The sequence below is a fragment of the Exiguobacterium acetylicum genome, assembly GCF_022170825.1.
In the GTDB taxonomy this organism is placed as follows: Bacteria; Bacillota; Bacilli; order Exiguobacteriales; family Exiguobacteriaceae; genus Exiguobacterium_A; species Exiguobacterium_A acetylicum_B.
Map to the genome: position 1 here is coordinate 2,607,890 of NZ_CP081878.1, position 26,277 is coordinate 2,634,166.

23 protein-coding genes are annotated in these 26,277 nt (G+C 47.6%); 9 read left to right on the top strand and 14 right to left on the bottom strand.

The annotated features are described in order from the left end of the window. The first annotated feature begins 101 nt into the window (after positions 1–101). Together secA2 and K6T22_RS13695 are read left to right on the top strand one after the other, a co-directional pair. On the top strand, positions 102–2,465 hold the full coding sequence (gene secA2, locus K6T22_RS13690) for an accessory Sec system translocase SecA2 (protein WP_238237799.1): 2,364 nt from the start codon (positions 102–104) through the stop codon (positions 2,463–2,465). Beyond that, the gene (locus tag K6T22_RS13695) at positions 2,449–3,210 is read left to right on the top strand and encodes an SLAP domain-containing protein (protein ID WP_238237800.1); all 762 of its coding nucleotides are present in this window, start codon (positions 2,449–2,451) and stop codon (positions 3,208–3,210) included. Before secA2 ends, K6T22_RS13695 begins: the two co-directional genes overlap by 17 nt. A gap of 38 nt (positions 3,211–3,248) precedes the next feature. Here K6T22_RS13695 and K6T22_RS13700 read toward each other — a convergent pair whose 3' ends face one another. Both K6T22_RS13700 and K6T22_RS13705 read right to left on the bottom strand, forming a co-directional pair. Next, on the bottom strand, positions 3,249–3,581 hold the full coding sequence (locus tag K6T22_RS13700) for an Asp23/Gls24 family envelope stress response protein (RefSeq protein ID WP_029342549.1): 333 nt from the start codon (positions 3,579–3,581) through the stop codon (positions 3,249–3,251). Between the two features lie 57 nt (positions 3,582–3,638). Next, on the bottom strand, positions 3,639–4,700 hold the full coding sequence (locus tag K6T22_RS13705; RefSeq protein ID WP_238237802.1) for an acyltransferase family protein: 1,062 nt from the start codon (positions 4,698–4,700) through the stop codon (positions 3,639–3,641). Between the two features lie 42 nt (positions 4,701–4,742). Between K6T22_RS13705 and K6T22_RS13710 the strand changes: the two genes are divergently transcribed. Continuing rightward, a complete protein-coding gene (locus K6T22_RS13710) occupies positions 4,743–5,483 on the top strand; it encodes an SGNH/GDSL hydrolase family protein (RefSeq protein WP_238237803.1) in 741 nt (246 codons plus the stop codon). A 335-nt stretch (positions 5,484–5,818) separates the two neighbouring features. Beyond that, positions 5,819–6,286, top strand: a complete 468-nt coding sequence (locus tag K6T22_RS13715) for a hypothetical protein (RefSeq protein WP_238237805.1) — start codon at positions 5,819–5,821, stop codon at positions 6,284–6,286. Positions 6,287–6,345: 59 nt separating this feature from the next. On the opposite strand, the gene K6T22_RS13720 is transcribed toward K6T22_RS13715, so the two are convergent. Next, the gene (locus tag K6T22_RS13720) at positions 6,346–6,942 is read right to left on the bottom strand and encodes an alpha/beta hydrolase (RefSeq protein ID WP_238237807.1); all 597 of its coding nucleotides are present in this window, start codon (positions 6,940–6,942) and stop codon (positions 6,346–6,348) included. Beyond that, positions 6,939–7,874 (bottom strand): VOC family protein, encoded by a 936-nt coding sequence (locus K6T22_RS13725; protein ID WP_238237808.1) that lies wholly within the window; start codon positions 7,872–7,874, stop codon positions 6,939–6,941. Before K6T22_RS13725 ends, K6T22_RS13720 begins: the two co-directional genes overlap by 4 nt. 179 nt (positions 7,875–8,053) lie before the next feature. On the opposite strand from K6T22_RS13725, the gene K6T22_RS13730 reads away from it, so the two are divergent. The 3 genes from K6T22_RS13730 to K6T22_RS13740 all read left to right on the top strand — a co-directional run bounded on the left by K6T22_RS13730 (position 8,054) and on the right by K6T22_RS13740 (position 10,631). Next, positions 8,054–8,947 (top strand): ABC transporter ATP-binding protein, encoded by an 894-nt coding sequence (locus K6T22_RS13730; protein ID WP_238237810.1) that lies wholly within the window; start codon positions 8,054–8,056, stop codon positions 8,945–8,947. Continuing rightward, positions 8,937–10,136, top strand: a complete 1,200-nt coding sequence (locus K6T22_RS13735) for an ABC transporter permease (protein WP_238237811.1) — start codon at positions 8,937–8,939, stop codon at positions 10,134–10,136. The genes K6T22_RS13730 and K6T22_RS13735 overlap by 11 nt, the downstream gene beginning before the upstream one ends. 66 nt (positions 10,137–10,202) lie before the next feature. After that, positions 10,203–10,631 (top strand): hypothetical protein, encoded by a 429-nt coding sequence (locus tag K6T22_RS13740; RefSeq protein ID WP_149427807.1) that lies wholly within the window; start codon positions 10,203–10,205, stop codon positions 10,629–10,631. Positions 10,632–10,679: 48 nt separating this feature from the next. Here the strand turns inward: K6T22_RS13740 and K6T22_RS13745 are convergent, their stop codons facing one another. From K6T22_RS13745 to K6T22_RS13780, 8 genes are all read right to left on the bottom strand, one after another. Beyond that, positions 10,680–11,309, bottom strand: coding sequence for a helix-turn-helix domain-containing protein (locus K6T22_RS13745; protein ID WP_238237812.1), 630 nt, complete (start codon positions 11,307–11,309; stop codon positions 10,680–10,682). Positions 11,310–11,339: 30 nt separating this feature from the next. After that, on the bottom strand, positions 11,340–13,271 hold the full coding sequence (locus tag K6T22_RS13750; protein WP_238237813.1) for an ABC transporter permease: 1,932 nt from the start codon (positions 13,269–13,271) through the stop codon (positions 11,340–11,342). Continuing rightward, on the bottom strand, positions 13,237–14,001 hold the full coding sequence (locus K6T22_RS13755; protein ID WP_238237814.1) for an ABC transporter ATP-binding protein: 765 nt from the start codon (positions 13,999–14,001) through the stop codon (positions 13,237–13,239). Before K6T22_RS13755 ends, K6T22_RS13750 begins: the two co-directional genes overlap by 35 nt. Further along, positions 13,994–14,986 (bottom strand): sensor histidine kinase, encoded by a 993-nt coding sequence (locus K6T22_RS13760; protein ID WP_238237815.1) that lies wholly within the window; start codon positions 14,984–14,986, stop codon positions 13,994–13,996. Before K6T22_RS13760 ends, K6T22_RS13755 begins: the two co-directional genes overlap by 8 nt. Next, entirely contained in the window at positions 14,983–15,669 is a 687-nt protein-coding gene (locus K6T22_RS13765) for a response regulator transcription factor (RefSeq protein ID WP_238237816.1), read from the bottom strand. Before K6T22_RS13765 ends, K6T22_RS13760 begins: the two co-directional genes overlap by 4 nt. A gap of 94 nt (positions 15,670–15,763) precedes the next feature. Then, positions 15,764–17,680, bottom strand: a complete 1,917-nt coding sequence (locus tag K6T22_RS13770) for an ABC transporter permease (protein ID WP_238237817.1) — start codon at positions 17,678–17,680, stop codon at positions 15,764–15,766. Further along, on the bottom strand, positions 17,667–18,428 hold the full coding sequence (locus K6T22_RS13775) for an ABC transporter ATP-binding protein (RefSeq protein WP_238237818.1): 762 nt from the start codon (positions 18,426–18,428) through the stop codon (positions 17,667–17,669). The genes K6T22_RS13770 and K6T22_RS13775 overlap by 14 nt, the downstream gene beginning before the upstream one ends. A gap of 157 nt (positions 18,429–18,585) precedes the next feature. Beyond that, positions 18,586–19,089 (bottom strand): PTS sugar transporter subunit IIA, encoded by a 504-nt coding sequence (locus tag K6T22_RS13780; RefSeq protein WP_035396161.1) that lies wholly within the window; start codon positions 19,087–19,089, stop codon positions 18,586–18,588. A gap of 175 nt (positions 19,090–19,264) precedes the next feature. Between K6T22_RS13780 and K6T22_RS13785 the strand changes: the two genes are divergently transcribed. Beyond that, on the top strand, positions 19,265–20,971 hold the full coding sequence (locus tag K6T22_RS13785; RefSeq protein ID WP_238237820.1) for a M3 family oligoendopeptidase: 1,707 nt from the start codon (positions 19,265–19,267) through the stop codon (positions 20,969–20,971). A 302-nt stretch (positions 20,972–21,273) separates the two neighbouring features. Here K6T22_RS13785 and K6T22_RS13790 read toward each other — a convergent pair whose 3' ends face one another. Together K6T22_RS13790 and K6T22_RS13795 are read right to left on the bottom strand one after the other, a co-directional pair. Continuing rightward, positions 21,274–24,060, bottom strand: a complete 2,787-nt coding sequence (locus K6T22_RS13790) for a putative bifunctional diguanylate cyclase/phosphodiesterase (protein WP_238237821.1) — start codon at positions 24,058–24,060, stop codon at positions 21,274–21,276. A gap of 138 nt (positions 24,061–24,198) precedes the next feature. Next, a complete protein-coding gene (locus K6T22_RS13795) occupies positions 24,199–24,621 on the bottom strand; it encodes a CBS domain-containing protein (protein ID WP_029342568.1) in 423 nt (140 codons plus the stop codon). A 455-nt stretch (positions 24,622–25,076) separates the two neighbouring features. On the opposite strand from K6T22_RS13795, the gene K6T22_RS13800 reads away from it, so the two are divergent. Then, positions 25,077–26,234, top strand: a complete 1,158-nt coding sequence (locus K6T22_RS13800) for a helix-turn-helix domain-containing protein (RefSeq protein WP_238237823.1) — start codon at positions 25,077–25,079, stop codon at positions 26,232–26,234. The last annotated feature ends 43 nt before the right edge of the window (positions 26,235–26,277 follow it).

Here is a 26,277-nt window from a genome sequence, read left to right on the forward strand (position 1 = left end):
TTCAATTTTAAGGGAATATTTTACTTATTTCGTTCTTTACTATTCGTTTTACATTTTTTAACTGCTATAATGACCTCATAGCATATGAGGGAGTGACGAAGATGTTTCAACGTGTCAAACAGTTGTTGAATGATCAAAGTCGAAGAATTCATCGTTATGAAAAAATTGTAACGACGATCAATAGCCTAGAACGAGAAATGGAGCAAACATCAGATCAAGCGTTACGGGAGTTGACCGTCTCATTACGTGAGCGGCTACAAGCTGGGGAACGAATCGATGCCATCACACCAATGGCGTTCGCGCTTGTCAGAGAAGCAAGTAAACGAACGCTCGGCTTACGACATTATGACGTCCAGCTCATGGGCGGACTTGCGTTACTCGAAGGACAAATCGCTGAAATGGCGACGGGTGAAGGAAAGACACTCGTTGCTTCCCTTGCGAGCTTTACGCAAGCGTTACACGGAAAAGGTGTTCACGTCATTACCGTCAACGAATATCTTGCACAACGCGATGCCGAGCAAATCGGTCAGATTCACCGTTTTTTGGGGCTTCAGGTCGGTATCAACTCGGCGGAAGCTACGTTTGATGAAAAACGAATTGCTTACGCAGCGGATATTACATATGGTGTCGGGACCGAATTTGGATTCGATTACTTACGAGACCATCTGATCATGGAACCGACGGAACGTCTGCAGCGTCCTCTTCACTTCGCTTTGATTGACGAAGTCGATAGCATTTTGATCGATGAAGCGAAAACGCCACTCATCATGGCGGAGCGAGACAGCGTCCACGAAGGTTTACAACAACTCGTCCGTCATGTCGTCCAGACGTTTGAGGATGAACGAGATTATACGTTTGATGAAGAAATCAAAGCGGTCGCTTTGACCGATCATGGAATCGAGACGATTGAAGAAGCGTTTGCGATTGATCATCTGTTTGCGGCCGAGCATTCCGTCCTCTTCCACTACGTCATCCAAGCCTTACGTGCCCATGTCGTGCTCAAGCGGGATGTCGATTACATCATCAAGGATCAAAAAATCGCGCTCGTCGATCTCTTTACTGGTCGCCTGATGGAGGGTCGTAGTCTCTCCGACGGGTTACACCAAGCGCTCGAGGCAAAAGAAGGCGTGCCAGTCACGGAGGAGAACCGGACAACAGCGCAAATCACGATTCAGCATTACTTCCGCCTCTATCATCAAGTAGCAGGAATGACTGGGACGGCAGCCACGTCACGCGAAGAATTCCAAAAGACGTACGGGATGGACGTCGTAACGATTCCATCGAATCGTCCTAAAATCCGGATGGATGCAGAGGACGTCATCTTTGCGACGCGTGACGAAAAACTCGAAGCAATCGCACTGGCGACGAAATCGGCACACGTCACGGGACGCCCCGTTCTAATCGGAACATCGTCAATCGAACAGTCCCTGCGCGTTGCGAAAACACTCGACGCTCACGGACTTACCTATGAGATCCTAAACGCCAAAACTGTCGATCAAGAAGTCCGGATCATCGCTTCTGCCGGACAAGCAGGCCGGATCACGATTGCGACGAACATGGCAGGACGCGGAACGGATATCTTACTCGACGAAACGGCGCAACAACAAGGCGGTTTGTTCGTCATCGGAACTGAACGTCATGAGTCGATTCGGATCGACAATCAACTCCGTGGTCGGGCAGGTCGTCAAGGTGACCCTGGATTGACACAATTTTATCTCTCGCTCGAAGATGAATTACCTCGTCGCTTCGCGCGTGATCGTCTAGCGCGCGTACAACAAAAAGTACGAGTTGCTTCCGGTCCGCTTGCTACGCGTGACGTTCGGGATTTATTGCAATTTGCTCAGTCGACGTGTGAGTCTGTCAATCGGAGTGTCCGGGATGAACTTGTCCAGCTCGAAGAAGTCATCAGTGAACAACGACAAGCCATCTATCATCTCCGCAACAGAATCGTTGACGCGACGTCACTTGAAGACATCGTCCAACCGTTTGCCGGACGTGTTCTTCCGTCGATCATCGACCAAACGCTTTCTGACGATCTTGTCCCGGAAGAATGGCCGCTCGCCTTCGTCGTGACGGAGCTCGAACAATTACTTCATCAACCGGTCACCTTAGAACGACTAGAAACGATCGACGAAATGAAACGACAACTCGAGCCGTTGATTGCGGAAACCGAAGCCTTACTCGTTGCCCATGTTGAGGCTGAAAAAGAGACCGTTAAACGTTTCATCCTCCTTGCACTCGATGAGCAGTGGACACGACATTTGACGGCGATGAACACATTAAAAGAAGGGATCCACCTCCGGGGTTATGGTCAAGAACAACCCGTTCGCATCTTTGAACGGGAAGGAATGGATTACTTCGAATATGCCATTGCGAGTTTTGAGAAGCAGGTCCTTTCTGGCATCTGCCGCGCCGAACAGACACAGGATAGCGAAGGAGAGCTGCACCATGCACACGTCGAATGAAGCGTTTCGTCCCCCACTCTATTTCACGGAGGACATGCCGATCGTCAAGGAAGATGAATACGTCTTCCGTCACGTCGCGAAACAATTGCCTGAATTACACGTCAATCAGATGGCGATCCATCTGTTTCAAGTCTTATCTCGTCGTCCGCTTCACGTCATCGCCCTGTTCCAAAACACGTTAGACCGATCGTTTCATCTGAATGATCTCGTTGTCCTTGCTTTATCTGGTGACGAGCTCGTTGCTCGCAAAGTACTCAGTATCGAAGAAGTCCCAGTCATCCTTCCGATGGCGACGCTACCGCTTTGGTTGACGTTCGAAGAAGACGAATGTTTTGTCGATCTCGAACAGTTGACGGAGCCACTGCAGCTCGTCTTCTCGAGTGAGACGCTGACGGAACTCTTCATCGAGGACGACTTCACAGAAGCTGAGCAGCGGATCATCCGTCAAGTTGCTTATTCGCACCCGACACCACCAGCAGACGGGTGGTCGTTATTACCGGTCTCGATCATGCGCGAACCGGACGTTGTGACTGCGACCGTCCTCGTTCGTAATGCCAGCGCTCAGACGCTGACGCTCGATACGCTTACCTTTGAACTGATGGATGATGAGACACCACTCGCAGACATTACCCATCCTGGATTGTCGTTACCCGCTCATAGCCAACACGCGATCCGTCTCCGTTTTTCCTGCACCGCCCCACATGTCGATGCTTTCGGACTTCGCTATCTCCCACCTTCTTCATAAAAAAACGTCTCGGCACACAAGTTGCCGAGACGTTTTCCTTATCCTTTTAAGAGTCCGATGACACGGACGTTGATTGCTTTTGGTTGGAACGCGAGCATGTTTTCCATGTCTTGCGCGATCCGTTCTTGGACTTTTCCAGCTGTCTTGATGATCGACATGCCGTATTTGATATGGACGGACAAGCTAACTGTGATATCGCCGCCGACATCTTCGACTTTCACAAGTTTGACCATCTGTTTTTCCTGCAGTTTCGAATCATCTGCTGTAAACGCGATGCCTTCCGTTTCTTGAACAGCAACGCCTGCGATGACCTCGATGACTTGTTGCGAGACGTTCACGACACCATCTGCGTTATTTAAATTATATGACATACCTTCCACGCCCTTCGTCTAGTAATCCATCTATCTTAAAGTGTAATGCATTCCGTCTTATTTTGAAAGGTCTTCCCGTTTCTCGACGATCGGGCGAATGTCGATCTCAATCAAAGGACGGAGGACACGGACGACGAGCGGGTGTATGATGATACCAACGATCAGTAAAGCCGCGCCGATCATGATCAGTAAGGCAAGCCATGCTTGTGGTACGAAGGCATCCGTCACGTATTGACGCCACGCCATGACGAAGAAGACGTGGAGCAAGTAGACGTAGAGGCTGAGTTCTCCAGCGCGTGTGATGAGCGGTAGGCGACGCATCGGCACCAACATCATGAAGCCGAGTGAAGCCGCGATCGACAGAAGATAGATGACGCTATGCTTAAGGACACCAATCCACGCGTCACTATCATATTGTTCGACGTACGGGAAACGATGCTTGAAGGCATTTGCGAAATCAACGATTTCTTGCGGTGTATCACGCCATGATTCAAACAATAGGAACGCCATGACAGCTGCGAACGTGATTCCGCCAATCAAGCGGACGTTCATCCGACGCTTGAAGTTCTTCGGCATTTCGAAAATCCGAATGAACTGATGCTCCGATAAATAATTCCCAAGTAAGAAATAAGGATAGAACATGATTAATTTACGGAGTGCTAAGAAGCCCGTGTTCTCGAGTTCGAATCCGTACAGTAAGGCAAACGCAAGACCGAACCAGACATACCCGCGTAAATGAACGACATATGGTGTCACGATGTACCAGACGACCATGACGAACAGATACCAAAGTGCCCAGTACGGGCGCAGTAGATGTGTCCCGATATTTTCACCGGACAGGAGCGGTAGTCCCTCGCCGAGCGTCGCCCAGGAACCGATCAGAATTTGCCAGACACAGTAGACGGCAAATAGTTGAATGACACGCAAATATTTGTTTTCGCGGAAGAAATAACCGCTTAAAATAATGAATAATGGCATATGAAACGAGTAAATCAATAGATAAACCGTTTCGAGTAACTTTCCGTCATAATCAAACCGTAAATCCGTCAGCATGTGACCGATGACGACGAAAATGACAAGAAAACCTTTGATATTATCAAACCACGGATTCCGATTCATGTTACACTACCCCTTATACTCCCTCGAAAGGAACGAATGTTTATGAAAAAGACACTCCTGATTCTATCTGTCGTCTTGAACGTCGTTCTCCTTGCATTGTTACTGGGACGTAAACCGCTCGAACTATTCGAAAGCGTCTTACCTGCAACGAGTACGACTCCAGTCACGACCTTCCAATACGATAAGAATCCGAACTATGTCCGTCTGAATAGTCTATTCCATACTTATCAATACCCAAAATCCGCGAACGCTGTCATGTTAGGTGACTCGATGACGAATTTTGCCGATTGGCGCATCTTGATGGAAGATCCGACGATCATTAACTTCGGGATTCCCGGCGATACGACAGAAGGATTCCTGACGCGTCTCGACTTGATCATCGAGATGAAACCAAAACGCGTCTTCTTGATGGGTGGTATCAATGATATCCGTCACTATACACCCATTCCACAAATTACCGAGAACATGACGACGATCGTGACGACACTTCGAAAAAATAACATCGACGTCGTTATCCAGTCAACCGTTCCTGTAGCTCCTAAATATTCCGACTCCGTCCGAATCAACCGGGATGTCGAAGCATTGAATCGGAATTTACAAAATCTAGCGCAGTCGCTTGAAGTACCATTCGTCGACTTGCGACCAGCCTTGACGAACAAACAAGGATACCTGCAAAATCGGATGACGTACGATGGACTCCATCTCGTTGGTGGCGGTTATCTCCGCTGGAGCGATGCACTGAAGCCATACGCACTCAAAACTGATTTGACAGCAAATAACTAAATCAAAAAAAGCGGCTCATCCAGATTTCCGGGATGAGCCGCTTTCGAATACTTAATCTTCTTGGTTTTTGACACCCATGTAGGCTGCGACGCTCGATGCTGAGAAAACAGCAACGGCAACGATTCCGACAGCAATCCAGACAACTTGATCCATCATGACGTGATATCCCCCTTTATGTAACCGCTCACTTCTACACTTAGCGTACACGAATTTCGTCAAGAAAGAAACACATTTTCCATGTCTAATGACTAGACGATTCGGGAAAAGTTAACTATAGTAGAAGGACAACTACAAATTGTCAGAAAATTCGATTATTTAACAAGGAGGTGTTTCTGATGGCCACTTCATTGCTTACGCCAAAAGTAACGTTACGACATCGAAGTACTCTCAACTTTGGATATTGGCTTGTCATCGGATGCATAGGATGGGCGATGCTTGCCCTCGTCACGAATGTTGGTACCGTTCTTGGGCGTCTTCCTTTGTACGAAAGCATTCCGCTCGCCATCCTTGTACTTGGGCTTACGGGTGTCGTACTGAAAATGGCGCGTGACGAGTGGTGGATTCGTTATCTTGAACGTCAGACGCAATATTACATCGGACACGAGACCGTTACCAGTTGGTGTACGACGATTGATAGCATGTGGCTGATTCGTAAGACGATGCGTCGTGAACTACGTCTGCTTTACCGGCAACTTGCCAAGACGAAAGCATCAGAGGAAGTGAAACAGACACTTGCCCTCCAGCTTATTGAGCACGGTGTACTGATTGTCTATTCTCGACCAAAAAGTGATCACCCTGCTTGAAACGAAAAGAGGACTGCCCCATCGCCTTCTATAAGAGAAGCAGATGGGACAGCCCTTTTTTAGTGTGTTAACCAATCCGTTGCTGCTTCGATCGTTGGCATGACAAGTTGGTGACCGTAATTCGACCACGTGACGTCGACCGTTGCACCGGCCTCCGTCAAGAGTGCTGACAACTCTTCCGTTTCCTGAGCCGGACAAATCGGATCATTGCTGCCGGCTCCGATGAAGACACGGACGTTCGATAAGTCAGGTAACGTCACTCCGCGACGCGGTACCATCGGATGAAGTAGAATTGCTTGTTGAAATAGTGCTTCTTCAAACATCATATTCGCTGCAATGTTCGCTCCGTTCGAATAGCCGACCGGAATCAGACGATCGATGGCAAAATCACGTTCTACTGCCTGCTCGCGTAAAAATTGAATCAATCGTGCTGTTCGTAAAGCGAGGTCTTCTTCATCGAAAACACCTTCAGCGAGTCGTTTGAAGAACCGTGGCATTCCGTTTTCCGAGACTTCCCCACGGACGGACAAGTAACCCGCTTCTGGATTTAACAAAGAGACGAGTCCAACAAGATCTTGTTCCGTCCCGCCTGTTCCGTGTAATAGTAAAAAGATCGGTGCATCTGCTGTTTTTGGTGCTTGATATAAATGAATCATACGAGTCTCCCCTTCGGTACAGTAATAGGTGTTACATGATTCGCAATCGCCGTGCGATGTGCTTCAAATTGTTCCGGTAACTTCAAGTCTTCTCCGAGTGACTCAAAGTTCTCATCAATCGCAAACCCTGGATTGTCGGTCGCAATCTCATGAAGGATCCGTCCGCGATCATGGAAATAAATCGACGTGAAGTAATTGCGATCCTTCACTTCAGTCGTCATCAAACCAAATGCGTTGATCTCTTTCATCCAGTCCAGTTGCTCGCGTTGATCGGTCGCTCGCCACGCGATGTGGTGAACCGTTCCGGTCCCCGGACGCCCAGCTGGAATATGACCGTGGACGACGTCGATGACATTTCCGAACTCCCCTTCTGCAATGTAACGATCGACTGTTTCCGTCCGTTTACTAAGTGTCAGTCCGAATGTGTCTGTCAGTAACTTCGCTGTATCCGACGGATCTCGTGACAGCAATGTCGCTCCAGCAAATCCTTTAATCGCGACGTCTCGCGTGATGCCGTCGATTTCGTAGCGGCTGTTCGATCCCTTGCGTTCGACGAGTTCAATTTGAAGACCGTGTGGATCTTCAAAGGCAATCTGTTGCTCTCCAAACCGAACCGTCTCTTCAAACGAGACGTTTTTTTCTGTCAGTCGCGCTTTCCAAAAATCCGCTGTACCGATCGGAATCGCATAAGCTGTCGTCCCGACTTGTCCGGCACCGACTTGCCCTTTCGGCATGCCTTCAAATGGAAAGAAGGTAATAATCGTTCCTGGCGCTCCCGACTCATTCCCGAAGTAGAAGTGGTACGTTCCAGGATCATCGAAGTTGACCGTTTTTTTGACGAATCGGAGCCCGAGGACCGTTCCGTAAAAATCGAGATTTTCTTGTGGATCTCCGACCATCGCGGAGATATGATGGATGCCTTGTGTTTTCATCTGACGCGTTCCTCCTTTAAGATCGTCTTGTTAACACAATAATAGTAACTAATGTACAAAAAGTAAACCAATAAGCCTTTCATCGTTCTTTTCTGGAACCTTTACCCAATTTAGAGCGTAGGACACTAGGTAACAATGTTACACTTGTCGTGCAACAGACGTCTTTATAGGAGGTTCATATGTTAGAAATCAAACAAATCACGAAGCGTTTCGGCGATTTTACAGCCGTAGATGCTCTGACGATCGAGGTGCCACGCGGGCAAATCTTTGGTTTGCTTGGTGCGAACGGTGCCGGGAAGACAACGACGTTCCGAATGCTGCTCGGTCTACTGCAACCGACTGAAGGTTCGATCACCTGGAACGGAGAGCGCATTCCGACTTCAAAAATCGGATACCTTCCGGAAGAACGAGGTCTCTATCCAAAAGTCCGCGTTGACGAACAATTGCTATTCCTCGCAGAACTCCGTGATATGAAACGGAAAGATGCGAAACAAGCATTAACGGAATGGCTCGAGTATTTCCAAATTCCACAGTATGAAAAAATGCGCGTCGAACAACTCTCAAAAGGAAATCAACAAAAAATCCAGTTGATTTCTGCCGTCCTACATAAACCAGAACTCCTGATTTTAGATGAACCGTTCAGCGGACTTGATCCAGTCAACGCGGAACAATTAAAACGTGCTGTCAAAAAGTTGACCGTCGATGGAACGACGATCGTCTTCTCAAGTCACCGAATGGATCACGTCGAAGAACTCTGTGAACACGTCGCGATTCTCGATCATGGAAAACCCGTCGTTGCCGGCTATCTTCCTGACATCAAGGCAGGCTACGGAAAAACACGCGTTCTCTTGACGACAGATGCCCCACCGCTCCTCTGGGATAGCTTGCCGGGTGTCCTCCAAATCGAGTCGGACAACAACGGTCATATCGTCCAAGTCTCTTCCAAAGAGGTGGCTGATCAACTTCTCCAACATATCGTCAGCCAAGGACACCATGTCGATCGGTTCGTCTGGGATCAACTATCGCTGCAGGATATCTTCATCGAGGAGGTCGGAAAACGTTATGAACCGTAAATTCCTGACTTTATATCGCTTCAATCTACTCCAAAAATTGCGCGCTAAAAGCTTTTTGATTTCGACGGTCCTGATGGTCCTGTTCCTCGTCGGCTTCGGCAATATCGAACGGATTCTCGACTGGTTCTCGGGTGACGATCCGAAAGTTGCCCTCGTCAGTGAATTATCGACGGACCTTCGTCCTTCCTTGAAGAAGGCTGGTGTCACTTCAGATATCACAACGAAGGATTATACGGTCGCTGAAGCCCGAAAAGCAGTCGATCGAGGCACATTTGATGCCGTGGCGATCGTTCAGGATTCGTATGACGTAACACTCGTCAGTGCTAGTCCTGAATCTGAATTACAAACACAGGTCGCAACGGTCGTCAAAGAAGTCCGTGATCAAGCCGTCATCACGGACGCTGAAATCGATCCGAACGTTCTTGCTTCGCTCGCTGAACCCGTTCCCGTCAAACAAGAATTGACATCGACAGGTGGTAAAAGCGAGGATGAACTCTTTGCTGCCTCTGCCCTTGTCTATGTATTGCTGTTCTTGATGTATTTCACGATTGCCATTTACGGCGGGATGATCGTCACGGAAATCGCGAACGAAAAATCATCCCGTGTCATGGAGTTGTTGATTTCAGCAGCAAGTCCGATCCAACATATGCTCGCGAAGATTCTCTCGATCGCAACGGTCAGTCTCGTGCAGTTATCGATTCTCGTTGGCGTCGGCTACTACAGTGCCCAGAGTAGCAGTTTATTTGATCAGTTATCACTCGATTCCTTGAGTGCCCGGACGATCATTTATCTATTCGTCTTCTTCTTACTCGGATATTTCCTATATGCCACGTTACTCGCAGCACTCGGTTCGCTCGTCAGTCGCGTCGAGGATGCACAACAAGTCACGTTACCGGTCATCTTGTTGATTGTCGCTGCCTTCATGATCTCGATGTTTAGTCTAAATGCTCCAACGAACCAAGCCGTTGTCGTCTTGTCGTTCGTTCCGTTCTTTACACCGATGGTCATGTTCTTGCGCGTCATGTTGACCGATGTTCCATTTTGGCAAGTCGCGATTTCGCTCATCTTGATGCTAATCAGTATCTCGCTTGCCTTGTTCGTCGGAACAAAATTCTATCGGGGTGGCGTTCTATTCTACGGATCAAACCCACTCAAACAACTCCGTCGAATCTTAAGCGGTCGCCGGTAACAGTTTACAAGACGAATCGTTTCCGCTATCGTTAGGTGAGAAAAAGCCTTTAGGAGGAACTACGTTATGCGGTCTCGTTTTTGGGCAGCGATCCTTTTCACAGCTGCTGCCATGGTCTCGTCACTTGTCATGTTCACGAAATTCCCGCAAGCGAGTGCGACATGGGAGCTCGTCCTTGCCTATGGAGGCATGGCGTTCATCTCTAGCCTCTTTTGCTGGTCCTTCGTTGCGGTACGCCGCCACTCTTCCCGTCTGTATGGGAGCTGGGTTGGTGTCTTCATCGCCGGACTGACTGTCTTACTCGTCTGTATCGCGCGATTCGTCTTGCGTGGTGATGTGATGATGATTTTCAAATGGCAAGCGATGCTCGGTAGCTTAACTCTCAATTTCGGCTATGTCGGTTGGGTACTCGTCATTGCAAATGCGATCATCGGTTTCATCATCGGTCGGATCCGTCAAAAGACGCGTCGTCCACGTCCGATGCCACAACGTTAATAAAAAGTCGCTGTCTTCTGAACATCAATCAGAAGACAGCGACTTTTTTTATTTGCGATGGTAACGCGATCGACTTTTGCGATCACTATAATCCGCATAGTAGGTAGAAGCCGGTAACGATACACCGTTCGTCATCCGGTCCAAGTACTCGTCGAGTTGCATCATCGATGGCAATTTATCCTCAAACAATTCATACGTCTCTTCTGCTTGATCGCGTTGTAATTCCCCTGCTTCCATCACAGCTTCGACAAGCTCATGGAAGATTCGTTGCTCTGTCGCACTCATCGTCTGCTCGATTCGTTTGACGTCTTCGTCATACATCAAATCAAACAGGCGCATCCGCTCCTCGAGCTGCTCCTCGACCCACGTTCCGTCTTGTCCGAGCGTCTGCTCATAAGCAAGCTTCATCTCTTCAAGCGGTGTGTTCTGTTGCATGATGAACTTCAACGACTCCCCTGTCCAGATATGCCGTGCCAAATAACTTGGATCGATATTTAAGACGTCCGCCAATGCTTCGATATAGGGTTTCGTTGGATAGACTTCGCTGAGCTCCGTCCGTCGAATGAAATACGGCGCGACACCGAGTCGTTCAGCTAACTGTTCGATCGTAATCCCGGCACGCTCTCGTAAAATACGAATCCGGTCACCGTAACCCCGATATGGTGAATGGTCTAGCATACGTTTCCCTCCCTTGTTCCTATGGTATCATCATACCCTTGAATCTGGTGTTGGATACATCGAACTTTCGGATGATTTCCGAAACAGATGACGCGGGTAGCGTAACCAAATCGGTAAGACGCTCAGGAAATAGCCGATCGTAACGATACTGATCCAAAACAGTGCTAAGTTTAGAAATGATCCGACCTGTAATCCGGCTTGCGTCACGACGACTTGAAACAATAAGAAGGCATGAAAGACGGAAATCAGATACGGGATGAGCAAGACAGCGCCATACTTCATTAACAAGTAGCGACGGATATTGCCCGAACCAAACCCAAGTGCAAACAATGTCTTCATCCGCTTTTGTTCCTGTTCCGCCGTCATCTGCATCCATACATGCAAAAAGCTCGCGTTGATGACGAACAACCAGACCGTTAAGAGAATGACGACGAACGTGACGAGCCGAACGATTCGAATCCCATCGATTTCATCTTCCGTCTCGTTGATCAGTTGATACGGAACCGATTGTTTCTCGTCGAGTTTTGCCGTCGACTGAATGTTCCGGACGATTTTCATCCACTGTTTCCAGTCCTCGGTACCGTAATCCTGATAGGATGGTGTATCGAAGACGACGATTTGGCGAACGGGTTGCTTGAGTGTTTGAAAGACTTCGTCACTGACGACAAATAGTGTTTCAATTTGATAATTGTATCCAAACACTAAATCATGCGAAGACGGTGGAAGCAACTCGAAATCGGCTTTCTCCATCGCTTGCTTCGCTTTTTTCATCGTTGGTGTATTCTCCTCGAGTTGGACTGGACGCGCTGGAACGAAGAAACTTTGTCGTCCGGTCACCGTTCGCTCCGGGAGATTCAAGTGACGCATCATTCCGTTATAAGACGAGATCGGTAAGACATAACGTGTGCCCTTTGATTTTAGTCGAACATCTTGTTGATAACGCTCCGGAAACGCCTCCATCATCGTCTGTTTGACTTCTTTTAATCGTTTCGTTTGTTGCGCGGATTCCTCGTAATAGACTAAACCGAACTGGTTTTGTGACGACAAGTCGAATCCGATTAATTGAAATAAGAAGACGAGTCCGACTGCCGTCAATGCACACGACGTCAAAATCGTTCCGAGGGCAATCAATGTACTATTCGTTCGAAGTTGATTGGCGATTTCTGAGACAATCAGCTTGCGAAGCGACAGTCGCCGCGGCCGATACAACTTCGTCATCCATGGCAAGATATACCGACAGATGAAGAACGACCCGATAAAGATGACGAGTGGAAAAAATATATAAAATCCTTCCGTCCGAACAAATGCTAAAGCATAACTATAGATCAATAGTAGTAACGCTCCGATTTGCGTCAGAACCCAGACTCGTTTTCGAAAAGGCGAACGTAAACGAGTCGGTCGATCGGGACGAAAACGGTAAATCGCGAGGACCGTTGCCGTCAATAATACTAAGAAGGCGCCGCCAATCAAGGCGAGAATCGCATAAAAGGACAACTCGAACTCGATGGATGGTAAGAACATAACTTTGACGACGGATAGCAACAGCATCTTCGTCAAGACATTCCCGAGAACCATCCCCGCTGTAATCGCGAGACCACCCACGATTAAGACTTCAATTAAAAAATACTTCAAGAAGTGTGACAACCCACTCCCAAGCGTCCGCATCGTCCGTAGATCATTCTTACGGTGCTCAAGCATCGTATACGTCGTCGAGTAGATGAACAGGACGCTGAAGAAGAGGATGATCAGCTCTGCGATGAAGACGAAGAAAATCGTCATCTCGATGACTTGGTTCAATTGACTGAGAACCTTAGCGACGTTTTGAAACGATCCATTCGTCAACAAGTTCCAGTAACTCGTCACAATCGTCATCGCGATGATGATCGTCAAGGCATAACCGTAATACAATCGCTGATAACGCCGGATATTACGTAGGGCGTATTGCAGATAATTGATGCTCATCCCCTCCTAACAGCGATAGTGATTCAATGACCCGTTGGAAAAAGATACGTCGTGGCTCATCGCGGAACAACTCCGTTTGAATGCTACCATCTTTTAGGAATAAGACATGGTTACAGTATGACGCGACTTGCGGATCGTGTGTCACGATGACCATCGTCATTCCCGTCGCATTCAATTCAGCTAGGACGTCCATGACGTGTTTCGTCGCTTGGAAATCGAGTGCTCCCGTCGGTTCATCGGCGAGCATCAGACGTGGTGTATGAATCAAGGCGCGACCGATCGAAGTCCGCTGCCGTTGTCCACCACTGACTTCATCGACTTGTTTATCAAGCAGATCCTCAATTTGTAGACGGCGTGCCAACTCTTCCATTTCTTCGCGTGCGTGCTTGGCTTTTTTCCCAGACAACATCAACGGAACGAGCATGTTTTCACCGAGCGTTAAGGAGTCGAGTAAATTAAACTCCTGAAAGATGATGCCAAGCGTCTCGCGCCGAAAACGCGTCATCTCTTTTCGTTTGAATGTCGCTGTATCGACGCCATCGATCAGAATGGATCCCCAGCTTGGCTCATCGAGTGTCGCAAGCAAGTTGATCAGCGTCGACTTTCCACTACCCGATGGTCCCATGACCGCGACCATCTCACCTTCTTCGACTCGAAAATTCACATCCGTCAACGGTTGCTCCGTCACCTTTCCGGGGTACACCTTCCCCAATTGTTTGACCTCAATCATGTGCGCGACCTCCTACTAATCGAATCCGGCATGTCGTGCCGACACCTTCCTCACTCTCAAGTTCGATCTCGTGCCCAAGCTTCAAGCAGACTTGCTGGACGAAATACAATCCCATCCCGGTCGATTCCCCGTATCGTCGTCCGTTCTCACCCGTAAAGAACGCATTAAAGACGCGAGGAACGTCTCGTTTCGGGATACCGACGCCGTCATCTCGAACGGAAAGAATGACTTGCCCTTTAATCTCTTCTGCTGACAGAACGACTTCTCGTCCGTGTCCCGTCGTATATTTAATCGCATTCGTCACGAGTTGTAGGACAAGGAAACGGAACCACTTCGCATCCGTGTAGACATACACATCCTCTGCGATATCGAGTTTCGGAAAGACCTGATTTTTAACGAACAATCGCTTTTCCTGATTGATGATGCTCGTGACGAGCGGCTTCAATGACAATTGTTCTGCCTTTAAGTCCGTCTCGATCGCTTCTAAACGTGACGAATAAAGCATCTGATCAAGACCACTACGCAACCGATCGACCTCTTGTCGTAAATCCGCTTGATAGTGCTCCCCAGGGTGTTCAAGGATCAGCTCGATGACGGATAACGGCGTCTTCATCTGGTGAATCCATTGGTCGACGTAGCGATGCCGTTCCTTTTCCTTGCGGCGCTCAGCGAACAAACTGTTTCGAAACAGCGTCTGTTGTCGCTCTAAAAATTGTTCGACCGCAACGGAAATCGGTTCTTCGCTATCACTACGAATCGGTTCTGCAACCGACTGAACCGGCTGTTGCATCCGCCGTAGCAGCGGAAGCATGCTGAAGAAACGGTAACTGAGATAAATCAGAAGACCGATACTGTTCAAGAGCACGATATAAAAGAAGGCTGCCGGACGGTACAGATCATAGAGCCATAAGACGGCGTATAAAATCAACATCTGTCCAGTAAAGAAGAGGATGCCTGGTATCGCGTGCCGTAAAAAGAGCTTCATGGCTCAAGAACCAGTTTATAGCCGACACCCCGCACCGTCTCAAGACCTGCAACACCAATCTCGGCGAGTCGTTTACGGACGCGGGTGATGTTGACGTTCAATGTATTCTCATCGACGAATGCCTCATCATCCCAAATCCGTTCGAGTAAGTCTCCTCGACTGACGATCCGCGGACTTGCCGTCAACAACATCTCAAGGATCAACCCTTCTTTTTTCGACAACTCGATCGACTGCTCCCCATACTCGACGATATAACGATCCAAGTACAGCGTGACACCCGCTTTCGTCACTGTCCGCTCGTCCGTCTCGTTCGACAAGGTGCCATATGCCCGGCGAATCTGACTTTTGATCTTTGCAATGACGACGGCACCTTGGAACGGTTTGACGATGTAGTCATCCGCACCATATTCGAGCGCCATCACTTGATCCATCTCCCCGACCCGTGCCGAGATGAACAAGATTGGTGCCCGCGTTTTCATCCGCAATTGTCGGCACCAATAGAAGCCGTCAAACTTCGGTAAGTTAACGTCTAGGAGAATGACGTCCGGATTCGCTTCCTCATACGTCGCAACGACGTCCCCTCGTCCATCTTCAACGACTACTTTAAAATCATATCGTTCGAGTAGTTCTTTCAATAATGCAGCAATCTTCATATCATCTTCGACTAATAAAATCGTATGCATCGTTCATGTCAACTCCTTCTCCCTTTATCATAACGAACTCAAAAAGGACTGGAAACGATTATTCCGTTTCCAGTTCCGTGAAGTATCTAGTTGGTTACGTGACGATACGGCGATAAGCACGAACAGTCACGATGTAATAGATGAGATAGACGATCGTATAACAGATGATCGCAAGCAACGTCGGACGGACGATGTTGTAGTTCAACAGTTTCTGCAAGACTTGCATCGCAACTACACTATGAACGAGTCCGAGGACGTACGGTAAAGAGAAGACGAATCCAACGAGACGACGGATGATACCGGTCTGTTCCTTCTCATCGACACCGATTTTCTGGATGATCGCAAATCGTTGTTTTGATTCTTCGGCTTCTGCGAGCATCTTGAAGTAGATGATCGAACCAGTTGCAAGTAAGAAGACAAGACCAAGGAATCCCGCTGCGAACGCGAGTAATCCAGTCGTCGCTGTCGTCATCGCATAGACAGGATAGTATGCTGCCATCTCGGTATCTGCTTGTTTTCCATAAAGTTGCGTCAACTGTTTCATCAGTCCATCATCATGACGTTCGTCGGAGAACTGATAATTCGTCAGCGTAAAGCCTTTTTCCGGCATCTTCGCAAAGGCATCATCGCTTACGACGAAGGCAAGCCGCTGTTTCTCATAAAGTTGAGCGATCGGTAAATTCGTCGCAGCGGTGATGCGAAAGGACGCATGAACATCCTTGATTTCAACACCAATCGGTGATTCGACTTTCATCTTCAATAAATCATTTCCTTTGAATGTCTCAAGGACGATCGCTTCGCCTTGCTTTGGCTCTGCGATGACCGATTTCCCATTGGCTTTTGCAAGCTTCACGTAATCCGAGTAATTGACGTAACTAAATTGCCCTGGCTGATCTTCGTAAGCATAGGTCTGATAATAACGTGTGAACGTCAGCGGATTCGGAAGCTCGGTCATCTTGTGATCGACGTTCTTGACGTTGACCATCGTCCGGCTGTCGATCTTTTGATCGGACTTCGCAATCCGTTTTTCTGCTTCTGCCTGTTTACTTGCAATCGACAGACTGTATGGCATTTGTTCTTCGACGGTCTGATCGATGAAGTAATAGATCGACGTCGCTGTACCGACTGTCGTCAATGTCACAGCGGTAATGACCGTGATCGTCGACAGCATGACGGCATTCGATTTGATCCGTGACAAGAGTTGCCCGTGTAAAATTAAGTTCGTTCCTTTAAAATGTCGTGCTTGATTACTTAAAAGGCGTAATAAGAAAATCGTGAAGTAACTCATTGTTCCGAACGTTCCGAGGATGACACAAAGCATCAAGAGCGGGGCAACGATCGTGAAGTGATCCATCAGTGGTTGTCCCGTCAAGTAGTATCCGACGCCGATCAATCCGACGGATAGCACGGCAAGAATCGGGTGCACTTTCGGTAGTGATTCTGCTTGTTGTTCTGCCTTGAACAGTTCAATCAATGTAAAACGATAGATTATCCGTGCCGAACGCAAAGCGATGATCAAGAAAATCAACAAGAAGACACCAATCGTCTGACCGACGGACGCAAAACTAATCGTAAACGACGCGTCGACTTGCATCACCATGACAGAAGCCAGCAACTGAACGAAATATTTCGAAGCCACCGTTCCGATCGCGATTCCGAGAATCAGACCAATTGCACCGTACCCCATCGTCTCAAGGAAGATTAAGCGTGCAATCTGTCCTCGTTCTAGACCGAGCAACGCATAGAGTCCAATTTCTTTCTTGCGGCGACGTAAGAAGAAGTCACTCGAATACCAGATGAAGATGGCAGAGAAGAGCGCGAGGATGACGCTTGCTCCCGTAAAGACCGTTCCTAGTTTTCCGTACATTTCATTTGCCTGAAGCATTGCTTCATTGGATCGAATGGCAAGGAACGTATAGTAAATCAGGATTGCGAACGTGACTGCACCGAGGTACATGACGTTTTGACGAATGTTCTTTAGATTTTGAAATGCTAGTTTAGACAAGCTCACGGACGGCACCTCCGAGTTCGCGCTGAACTTCCATGATCTGTTCGAAGAACTCCTTCTGCGAACCGAAGCGATGGACTTCCTTGAATAGCTCCCCGTCCTTGACGAACAAAATCCGTTCCGCATATGACGCTGTCATCGGATCATGCGTTACCATTAAGATCGTTGCGCCTTCATCATTGAGCGCCTGCATCGCCTCAAGTAACCCTGTCGCTGACTTCGAGTCAAGCGCACCGGTCGGTTCGTCCGCTAAGATAAGTGACGGATCGTGGATGATCGCGCGGGCAGCAGCCGTCCGTTGTTTTTGTCCACCTGATAGTTCGACGGGGCGTTTATCCAGTAAGTCATTGATCCCTAGTTGGCGAGCGACACGTTCCACCCGTTCAAGAATTGTTTTTTTATCAACGTTCGCGAGTGATAGTGGTAAGGCGATGTTTTCCCGGACCGTCATCGTATCGAGTAAATTGAAATCCTGGAAGATAAAGCCGAGTTGCTCCCGACGAAAACGTGCCAATTGTTTTTCCTTCATCGCTGTCACGTCTGCCCCATTGATTAAAATCGATCCGTCCGTCGGCTGATCGATCGTCGACAACAAGTTGAGTAACGTCGATTTCCCAGCACCGGACGGTCCCATGATGCTGACGAACTCTCCTTCATGGACACTAAGTGTCGTCGGGCGCAGCGCTTCATGGCGCGCTGTTTTCGTTTGATAGGTTTTTGAGATCTGTTCTGCTTGTAAGATTGCTTTCATCTGTAATGCCTCCTGTGTTTGATTCGTTACACTCAGTCTAGTACGAGTGCTCGATTCTCAAAATGGACTTTACTTTCACTTCTCTTACAAAACGGTAAGGCAAGGGAGGAGACAACAAAAAAGCCTCCATCCGCAAGGGATAGAGGCTGGTCGCATCTTATTTATGTGTTGCTTTGAAGAGCTCTGTGTCTCCTGCAACAACAGAAGTTCCTTCAGCTGGTACAGCTGAAAGCGTGAATTGATCGTGGTTCGTCACGATGATTGGTGTGATCGTCGATGGTGCGTTCGCACGGATGTAGTCAAGATCGAACTCAACGAGAACATCTCCTGCTTTGACTTTGTCACCTGACTGGACGTGAGCTGTGAAGCCTTCGCCTTTAAGGTTGACTGTATCAAGACCAACGTGGATCAACAGTTCAAGACCGTCTTCACCTTTTAGACCGATTGCGTGTTTTGTTGGGAAGATTGTTTCAACCGTCGCGTTGATTGGCGAGACGACTTTACCTTCTGTTGGTTCGATTGCGACACCGTCGCCCATCATTTTTTGAGAGAAAACTTGATCGGGTACGTTCTCGATGTTGACGATTTTACCTGTAAGTGCAGAAGCGATTTTCGCGTTTCCTGCGTCGTTACCACCAAACAATTTTTTTAAGAATCCCATGATACTATCCCTCTACTTTCTCGATCGTTATTCTTCCAAGTGGAAGTTTCGATTTTTTATAGGAGTAAGCTGTTAGACAGCTCGCTCACGTTCTCACAAAAAGCATACGTTTGTCCCTCTGGTTTTGCAAGTATTTTTGTGTGATAATAGTTAGAAATCAAAAGGAGGCGCTTACATGTTACCATTTTCAGAAATTACATATGTCCGTCCTGATCTTGCCTTACTTGAAACGTCCATGAATCAAGCAATCGCTCGATTAACGGAAGCCACACAGGTAGATGAAGCAAACGCAGCCATCACTGAGATTAATACCCTCAGAAACCAATTCGAAACGGCTAGCCAACTCGTCGAGATCCGTCACACGATCGATACACGCGATACGTTCTATGAAACGGAGCAAGGATTCTTCGATGAAGCGAGCGCGATCTATCAAGGATATGTCTCGAGTTATTATCAAGCATTAACGACACACCCACTCCGTAGTGAACTCGAACAGACGCATGGCAAACAGTTATTCCTGATTGCTGAAGCAAGCTTGAAGACGTTCTCAGAAGAAATCATTCCGAAGCTTCAAGAAGAGAACCGACTCTCAAGTGAATATACGAAACTGATGTCTTCGGCTCAAATCGAGTTCGATGGCAAAACGCTCAACTTATCGCAGTTCGGTCCGTACCTTCAATCACCAGACCGCGACGTCCGTAAAGCGGCCTCAGAAGCACGCTACGGTTACTTAAACGAGCATGGTGAAGCGATTGATACAATCTACGATAAACTCGTCCGCATCCGGACAGAGATCGCGAAGACACTCGGTTTCCCGTCATTCGTCGAGCTCGGTTACGCACGGATGCTTCGCGTCGACTATAATCAATCGATGGTCGAGCAATACCGGGAACAGATCCGCGAAACGATCGTTCCACTTGCAACACAGCTTAAAGAACGGCAGCAACGACGCATCGGTGTCGATCACCTGTATTACTACGATGAAGGATTTGCCTTCAAATCTGGTAACGCGACACCTAAAGGAGAAGAGTCATTCATCATCGAAGGCGGTAAAAAGATGTACGCCGAGATGTCACCCGAGACGAACGAATTCTTTAACTATATGCTCGACCGGGAAGCACTTGATTTAACAGCGAAGCCTGGTAAAGCCGGTGGTGGCTATTGTACCTACATCGCAGACGAAAAACTCCCGTTCATCTTCTCGAACTTCAACGGGACAGCAGGCGACATCGATGTCTTGACGCATGAAGTCGGACATGCGTTCCAAGTCTATGAGAGCCGTCACCTGACTGCTCCAGAGAGTGCTTTCCCGACGTATGAAGCGTGTGAAATCCACTCGATGTCAATGGAGTTCTTCGCTTATCCATGGATGGAAGAGTTCTTCGGTGAAGAGACAGCGAAATACAAATTCAATCACCTCGCAGGGAGCGTCACATTCCTCCCGTACGGTGTTGCGATTGATGAGTTCCAACACGTCATCTATAACCAACCTGAACTGACGCCAGCAGAACGTCGTCATGCATGGCGGACGATTGAGAAGAAATACTTGCCGCATCGCGACTATGAAACGAACGATTACCTTGATTCGGGCGCATGGTGGCATCAGCAAGGACACGTCTTCGGCAGTCCGTTCTACTATATCGATTATACGCTCGCTCAAGTCTGTGCCTTCCAGTTCTATGCATGGATGGAACAAGACCGGGAAGCGGCATGGAAGTCATATCTCGAACTTTGCCGTGCTGGCGGATCAGAAAGCTTCCTCGCACTCGTTGAGCGCGCTGGATTGAAGTCTCCGTTTGCACCTGGAACTGTCGAAGCAGCGGTTGCACCGGTTAAAGCGTATCTTGAACAAGCAGATGACCTCGTGCTCGACCGCGTTTAATCACCGCTCTAAAGTTCATGCCTACAACGAACGTTTCTGTCATCCTTGCTTTCCTCAGGCGGGGGTAAGCCGCGACACTCCGCATTCCATTTGGTTTGCCGGGTCTTACCTAACCCTGTCGAAAGCGTCAATCACGCTTTCTTTTCCTGTAGGAGTCAAGGATGAACATTCACGTTATCCATTTATAGAATGCAAAAGGTGAGTTTCCCGTCTGGGAACTCACCTTTTGCATTCCTATTACTCTCTTAAATCGATTCACTATTCAAGTCAGCACTGTAGCCAAGAACATGACGGGTCTAGTTTCATTCAGATAAAAGTTTTTCATGATACTTCCCGTACCAAATTCGAAACTCATCTGCTGGAATCGGTCTTGAATAATAAAACCCTTGCGCATACTCACAGTCAAGCACTCGTAAATGATCTGCTTGTTCAATTTCCTCGATTCCTTCAGCGACGACATCGTATTTCAACGTATGCGCAAGCTTGATGATCGTCTCAATGAGCGGTGCATTCGAACACGCATCCGGACCACTGATGAACGAACGATCAATCTTCAATCGCTGGATTGGCAATCGACTCAAGTAAGACAAGGAAGAATAACCTGTACCAAAGTCGTCAATCGCAAGACGATACCCCATTTGGTGCAATGTCTGCAGGGCATCAAACACACGCGTGTCTGAAAAGACACCGAACGATTCCGTAATCTCGAGTTCCATCCGTTGTTCAATCCCCGGATGAATTTCTCGAACATCAGTCAGATAATCGACGATCCGACCAGAGACGAGTTCTTTTACGGATAAGTTCGCTGAGACACGAAGTACTCCGAGTTCCGTTTCCTTCCACTCCTCGACTTGTCGAACCGTTTCGGCAACGACCCACATGCCGATCTCTTCAATCAACATCGATCGTTCGGCAATCGGAATGAAGATTGCCGGACTGATCATCCCCCGTTCAGGATGGAACCAGCGTAAGAGAGCTTCACAGCCATCGACTTGATTGGTCGCGAGATTAATCTGTGGCTGATAGAACAGTTGTAATTCATTTTTTTCAATCGCGTCTCGTAATTCCCCTTCGAGAACGACCGATTCCAGATATTCAGCACTCATCCATGGTTCGAACCAGACTGGGCCACCTTCTGTCTGTTGTTTCGCATGTTGCATCGCGATATCGACCGAGGACAACAAGGAGGTCACAGCTACCGCATCGTCCGGATAGCGGACCATACTCATACTGATGCTGACATTGACGTATTCTCCGTTGATCTCATAAACGTGTTCGATGACCTGCTTCAATTGCTGGTAATCAACGATATCCTGCTGCGCGACCAACACAGCGAATTCGTCTCCACCGATTCGTGCCGCTTGTCCTGTTCCGATGAAATGATGCTTGAGTCGGTTTGCGAGATCTTTTAGAATCTGATCCCCTGCACCGTGTCCGTAGATGTCATTGATCCGCCGGAATTGTCGGACACTGATCGTGACGAGTTCACCCGGCTGAGGAGCCTTTAACGCGTCGGACATCTTTTGTTCGAAACCATTCCGGTTCAGTAACCCTGTCAACATATCAAAGAGTGCAAGTTGTGTAATCCGTTCTTCCCGCCGGAACTGATCCGTTTCATCATGACAAGATAAGTAGAGTGCAACACCTGTATCGTCTTCTTTATTCGCGACGTGGATGATGTTGACGAACATATTCAAAATCTCTTCATTGAAAAGCATCTTACAACGAATCGTTTGACTATGTCCTTCAAATGATCGTCTCAAAGCTCGCCGCATCCGGTTCAAATCAGCCGGATGAATCAATTCTTCAATCGTCCATCCTGCTGTTGCCTTCGTCAATTGTCGAAAACGTTCGTTTCCGTTTAATATCGTATAGTCAGATGATAAGGCAAGGATTGGATCTGTATTTTGCGAAAAGAGCGATTCGATTTCTGCTTTCTTTTGCTTAATCTCTTTTGTTTTTGCATCGCTATGGTCTAATAATCCAGCAATGATAGCTGTCATCGTTCGAAAGGCTTGGACGACAGGTTGAAAATCATTTCGCTCCGGTACGTGATAATCAGATTGTCTCCGGTCTTCAGCGAAAGTGTTCGCCTCACCTTTTAGCAAGGAGAGATCTTGGCGGAACGCGCGTAATAACGCTAAGGTCAAAATCAATAATCCAAGAATCAGGACACTTGTTGCGCCAAACAGGAGCCAGGCATTGCGAATGATTTGATTTCCTCGATCCTGCATTTCTTGAGCGACTTGGTTGAGTTCTTGATCATACAGACGATACATGCTGGATTCATACTGTTCGGCATGGCTTGCCAAAGCAGCATAAGTCATTCCTTCTGCATCGCGTAATAGATCGTCAAGCGTTTGTGTGTAGGCATCCATCTGATCCCGCATGATTGCAATGTCTTGACGACCCGCATCATTTTGAAGTGGGATGACGTCATACAGGGATTTGATGAGCGAATCCTGGCGTAAAGGCAAATCAATCCGCATCTGTTGAATGCGTAGCCGATCAATTGAGCTAGGTTCGTCTTTTTGTCGGGCATCCTTTAAAATCTCAGCCGACTTCCCAAGCTGTTCTTCCATGAGAATCAAATTGGAGAAGACATTATAATAAGACCCTGTTTCTTTACTCAATACGAGCTGATTGAAGATGATTTCACTCTTGAAGTTCGTCATCGTCGTAAAAAAGCGATGATTTGATTCATATCCTTGTCGTTGCAGTTTCTTAATCTCTGCCAGGACTTCTTCACGTGTAGATCCGGTCACTTTCATATTCGGAAGACGGTCCGTCAATTGTTCCAATGCTTGATCAGCTTGTTTTGAAGCTTGCGTTACATCGGCATCGTCATCCAAAGATGAAAAATAATAGCGTGTCACTTCTTGTTCGGCATGATTAAAAGGTGTCACTCCAGCAATTGTTTTCCCCGATGCCTGAAAGCGATATCCTTCATCCAATGTTTTCATCAAATGTTGACAAGCGACGATCAATGCTAACAGACCGATGATCGCAATCATCCATGAGAACGTTTTATAGTAGGAGCGTCTTCGAAAAGCTTCTACGATGAAGACTGGTGATAAACGTCGCAACACATCGTCCTCCCTAAATTGTCATTATGCTTCTATATCGTCGCCTTACAGCATTTCCTGAAGTCGTTTTGGGTCAATAAAAAGCACTTCTTCCCGCATTTCTGCGAAAATCAGTGCTTTTTTTACTAGTTTTATTCTTTTTTAATAACTGACGTTCTCACGCGCTACTTTTTTAGCAAAATAATCGATGATATCACGTCGTCGGATAATCCCGATAAAATGTCTTCCGTCATCAATGACAGGTACGAAATTTTGATCGGTAATGACTTCAATCATCTCTTCCATTTGCGCAGTAATCGAAACTGGTTTATAACGGACACGTTGTTTGATATCGGTTAATCGTGTCTGCAAGACGTGGTCGTAATCGGCATGCTCGAGATTTGCTTCGAGCGCCCACAAGATATCGCCTTCTGTCAGCGTTCCTGCGTATTTCCCTTTATTGTCAACGAGTGGGACTGACGTAAAACGATGATGTTTCATCTTTTCTAGTGCTTGTCTGACCGTTGACTCAGGATCTAAATATTTCACCTCATCTTTAGGTAATAAGAAAAAAGCAATATTCATTTCTGTTCCTCCCTAGCCACTCTGTGACACCCTTTTCATTTTATCATGAACCCTGCATTGATTCATTTCTCAAATGATGAAAATCTCCACATAATTCCTTCATAATTAGTTATACTATTTCGACGTTCCAAGTGGAAAGATGAACTGACCGGTAACATCCATGCACTGATGCAAGCAACGGAAGAAGTCTCGGACACTAGATTCTTACTTTAACAAATGGATCTACTCAAAATCGTCTGTTAAGAAGAATCCTTTTTTGCACGAAAAAGCAACTCTCGCACTACTGGACGATAAACGACACGATTCAGGTTTAATGGACCCCTTAGCTTCATCCGATTGATTTTGCAGCGAAGCCTTTTTCGGAAGGCCTCGTTTTTTCTTGGTTCGTTCTCGACTATCCGTGAAAGAGGACATACACTAGAAGCAATCCACTTTACTTTGAAAGGAGTCGTGTCATGAATCGCTTGTCGACATCCGACTTGACGCAAATCGCAGAGCATCTCTACGGGATGACTGGTTTTTTCGTCACGTACCGAGATCGTAATGATACTCAGCTTGCATTACGTCCAGAAGCTCCACCTCATCCAGGACCTTTGCCGATTGAGAACGAATGGCCTGTACTTAAAAAGACTCCTCTACTCTATACCCTGAAAGACGGAACAGCTTACCTCTTTTTAGACGTTCCGGACCAAGGAATGTATCGAATTGGACCTGTTTTATTGCAATCCGCTCTCTTTCGGGCACACATCCAAGACGAAGCCTATCATCAGTTTTATAAGGTCCTGCCGCGCACGACGGAGAATCGACTGATTGACTGTGCTCACCTGATGTATCGCCTGTTGCACGGGGAAGCTTTACCGAAACGAGAGATTGAACAACTGTCTGAGATTCAGGAAGCTGAAATCCCTCTCGTCGCAGATGCTCCCTCACATACGGGTGTGACAGCGTATCGAAAAGCATGGCAGCGGGAGCAACAAATCATCGATTGGATCGCAACGGGTCAAAGTGAACGACTCGCAACGACCTATTCCTTACCTGCTTATGGGGAATTCGGAACGCTCGCTCGACATCAACCGTTACGTGCCGAAAAGAATCTGTTGCTTGGAACCGTTCTGCTGAGCGCACGCGCCGCGATACGTGGAGGACTAGAACCTGACGAAGCCTTCTCTCTTAGTGACCGGATGATTGAGACGATTGAGGCAGCGACGAGTATTGCTGAACTCCGTAATCGTCACGTCCGCATTACCGTGTCATTCGCAGAAGCCGTCAAGGAACTCCAATCGCTACGGCATTCCCCTCATGTACTGGCTGCCATTCGCTACATCCAGCAACATCTCTATGAACCGTTGTCCGTCTCATCGATTAGCCAAGCGATTCATGTCTCCTCTAATTATTTATCCGTTCTATTTAAAGATGAGACAGGATTACCACTTGCCCGGTACGTCATCCGGGAACGGATCCGGGAAGCGAAACGTCTCTTACGTTCTTCCGACGACTCGCTTCTAGAAATCTCAAACAAGTTGCACTTCTCGAGTCAAAGTCACTTTAGTCAAGCTTTCAAACAGACGACTGGTGAGACGCCGACGCATTATCGACAACGAAGTGAATTTTAAGAGAGTCGTGCCTTTTTTTCGTTTTGTGATATCCTATTCAACA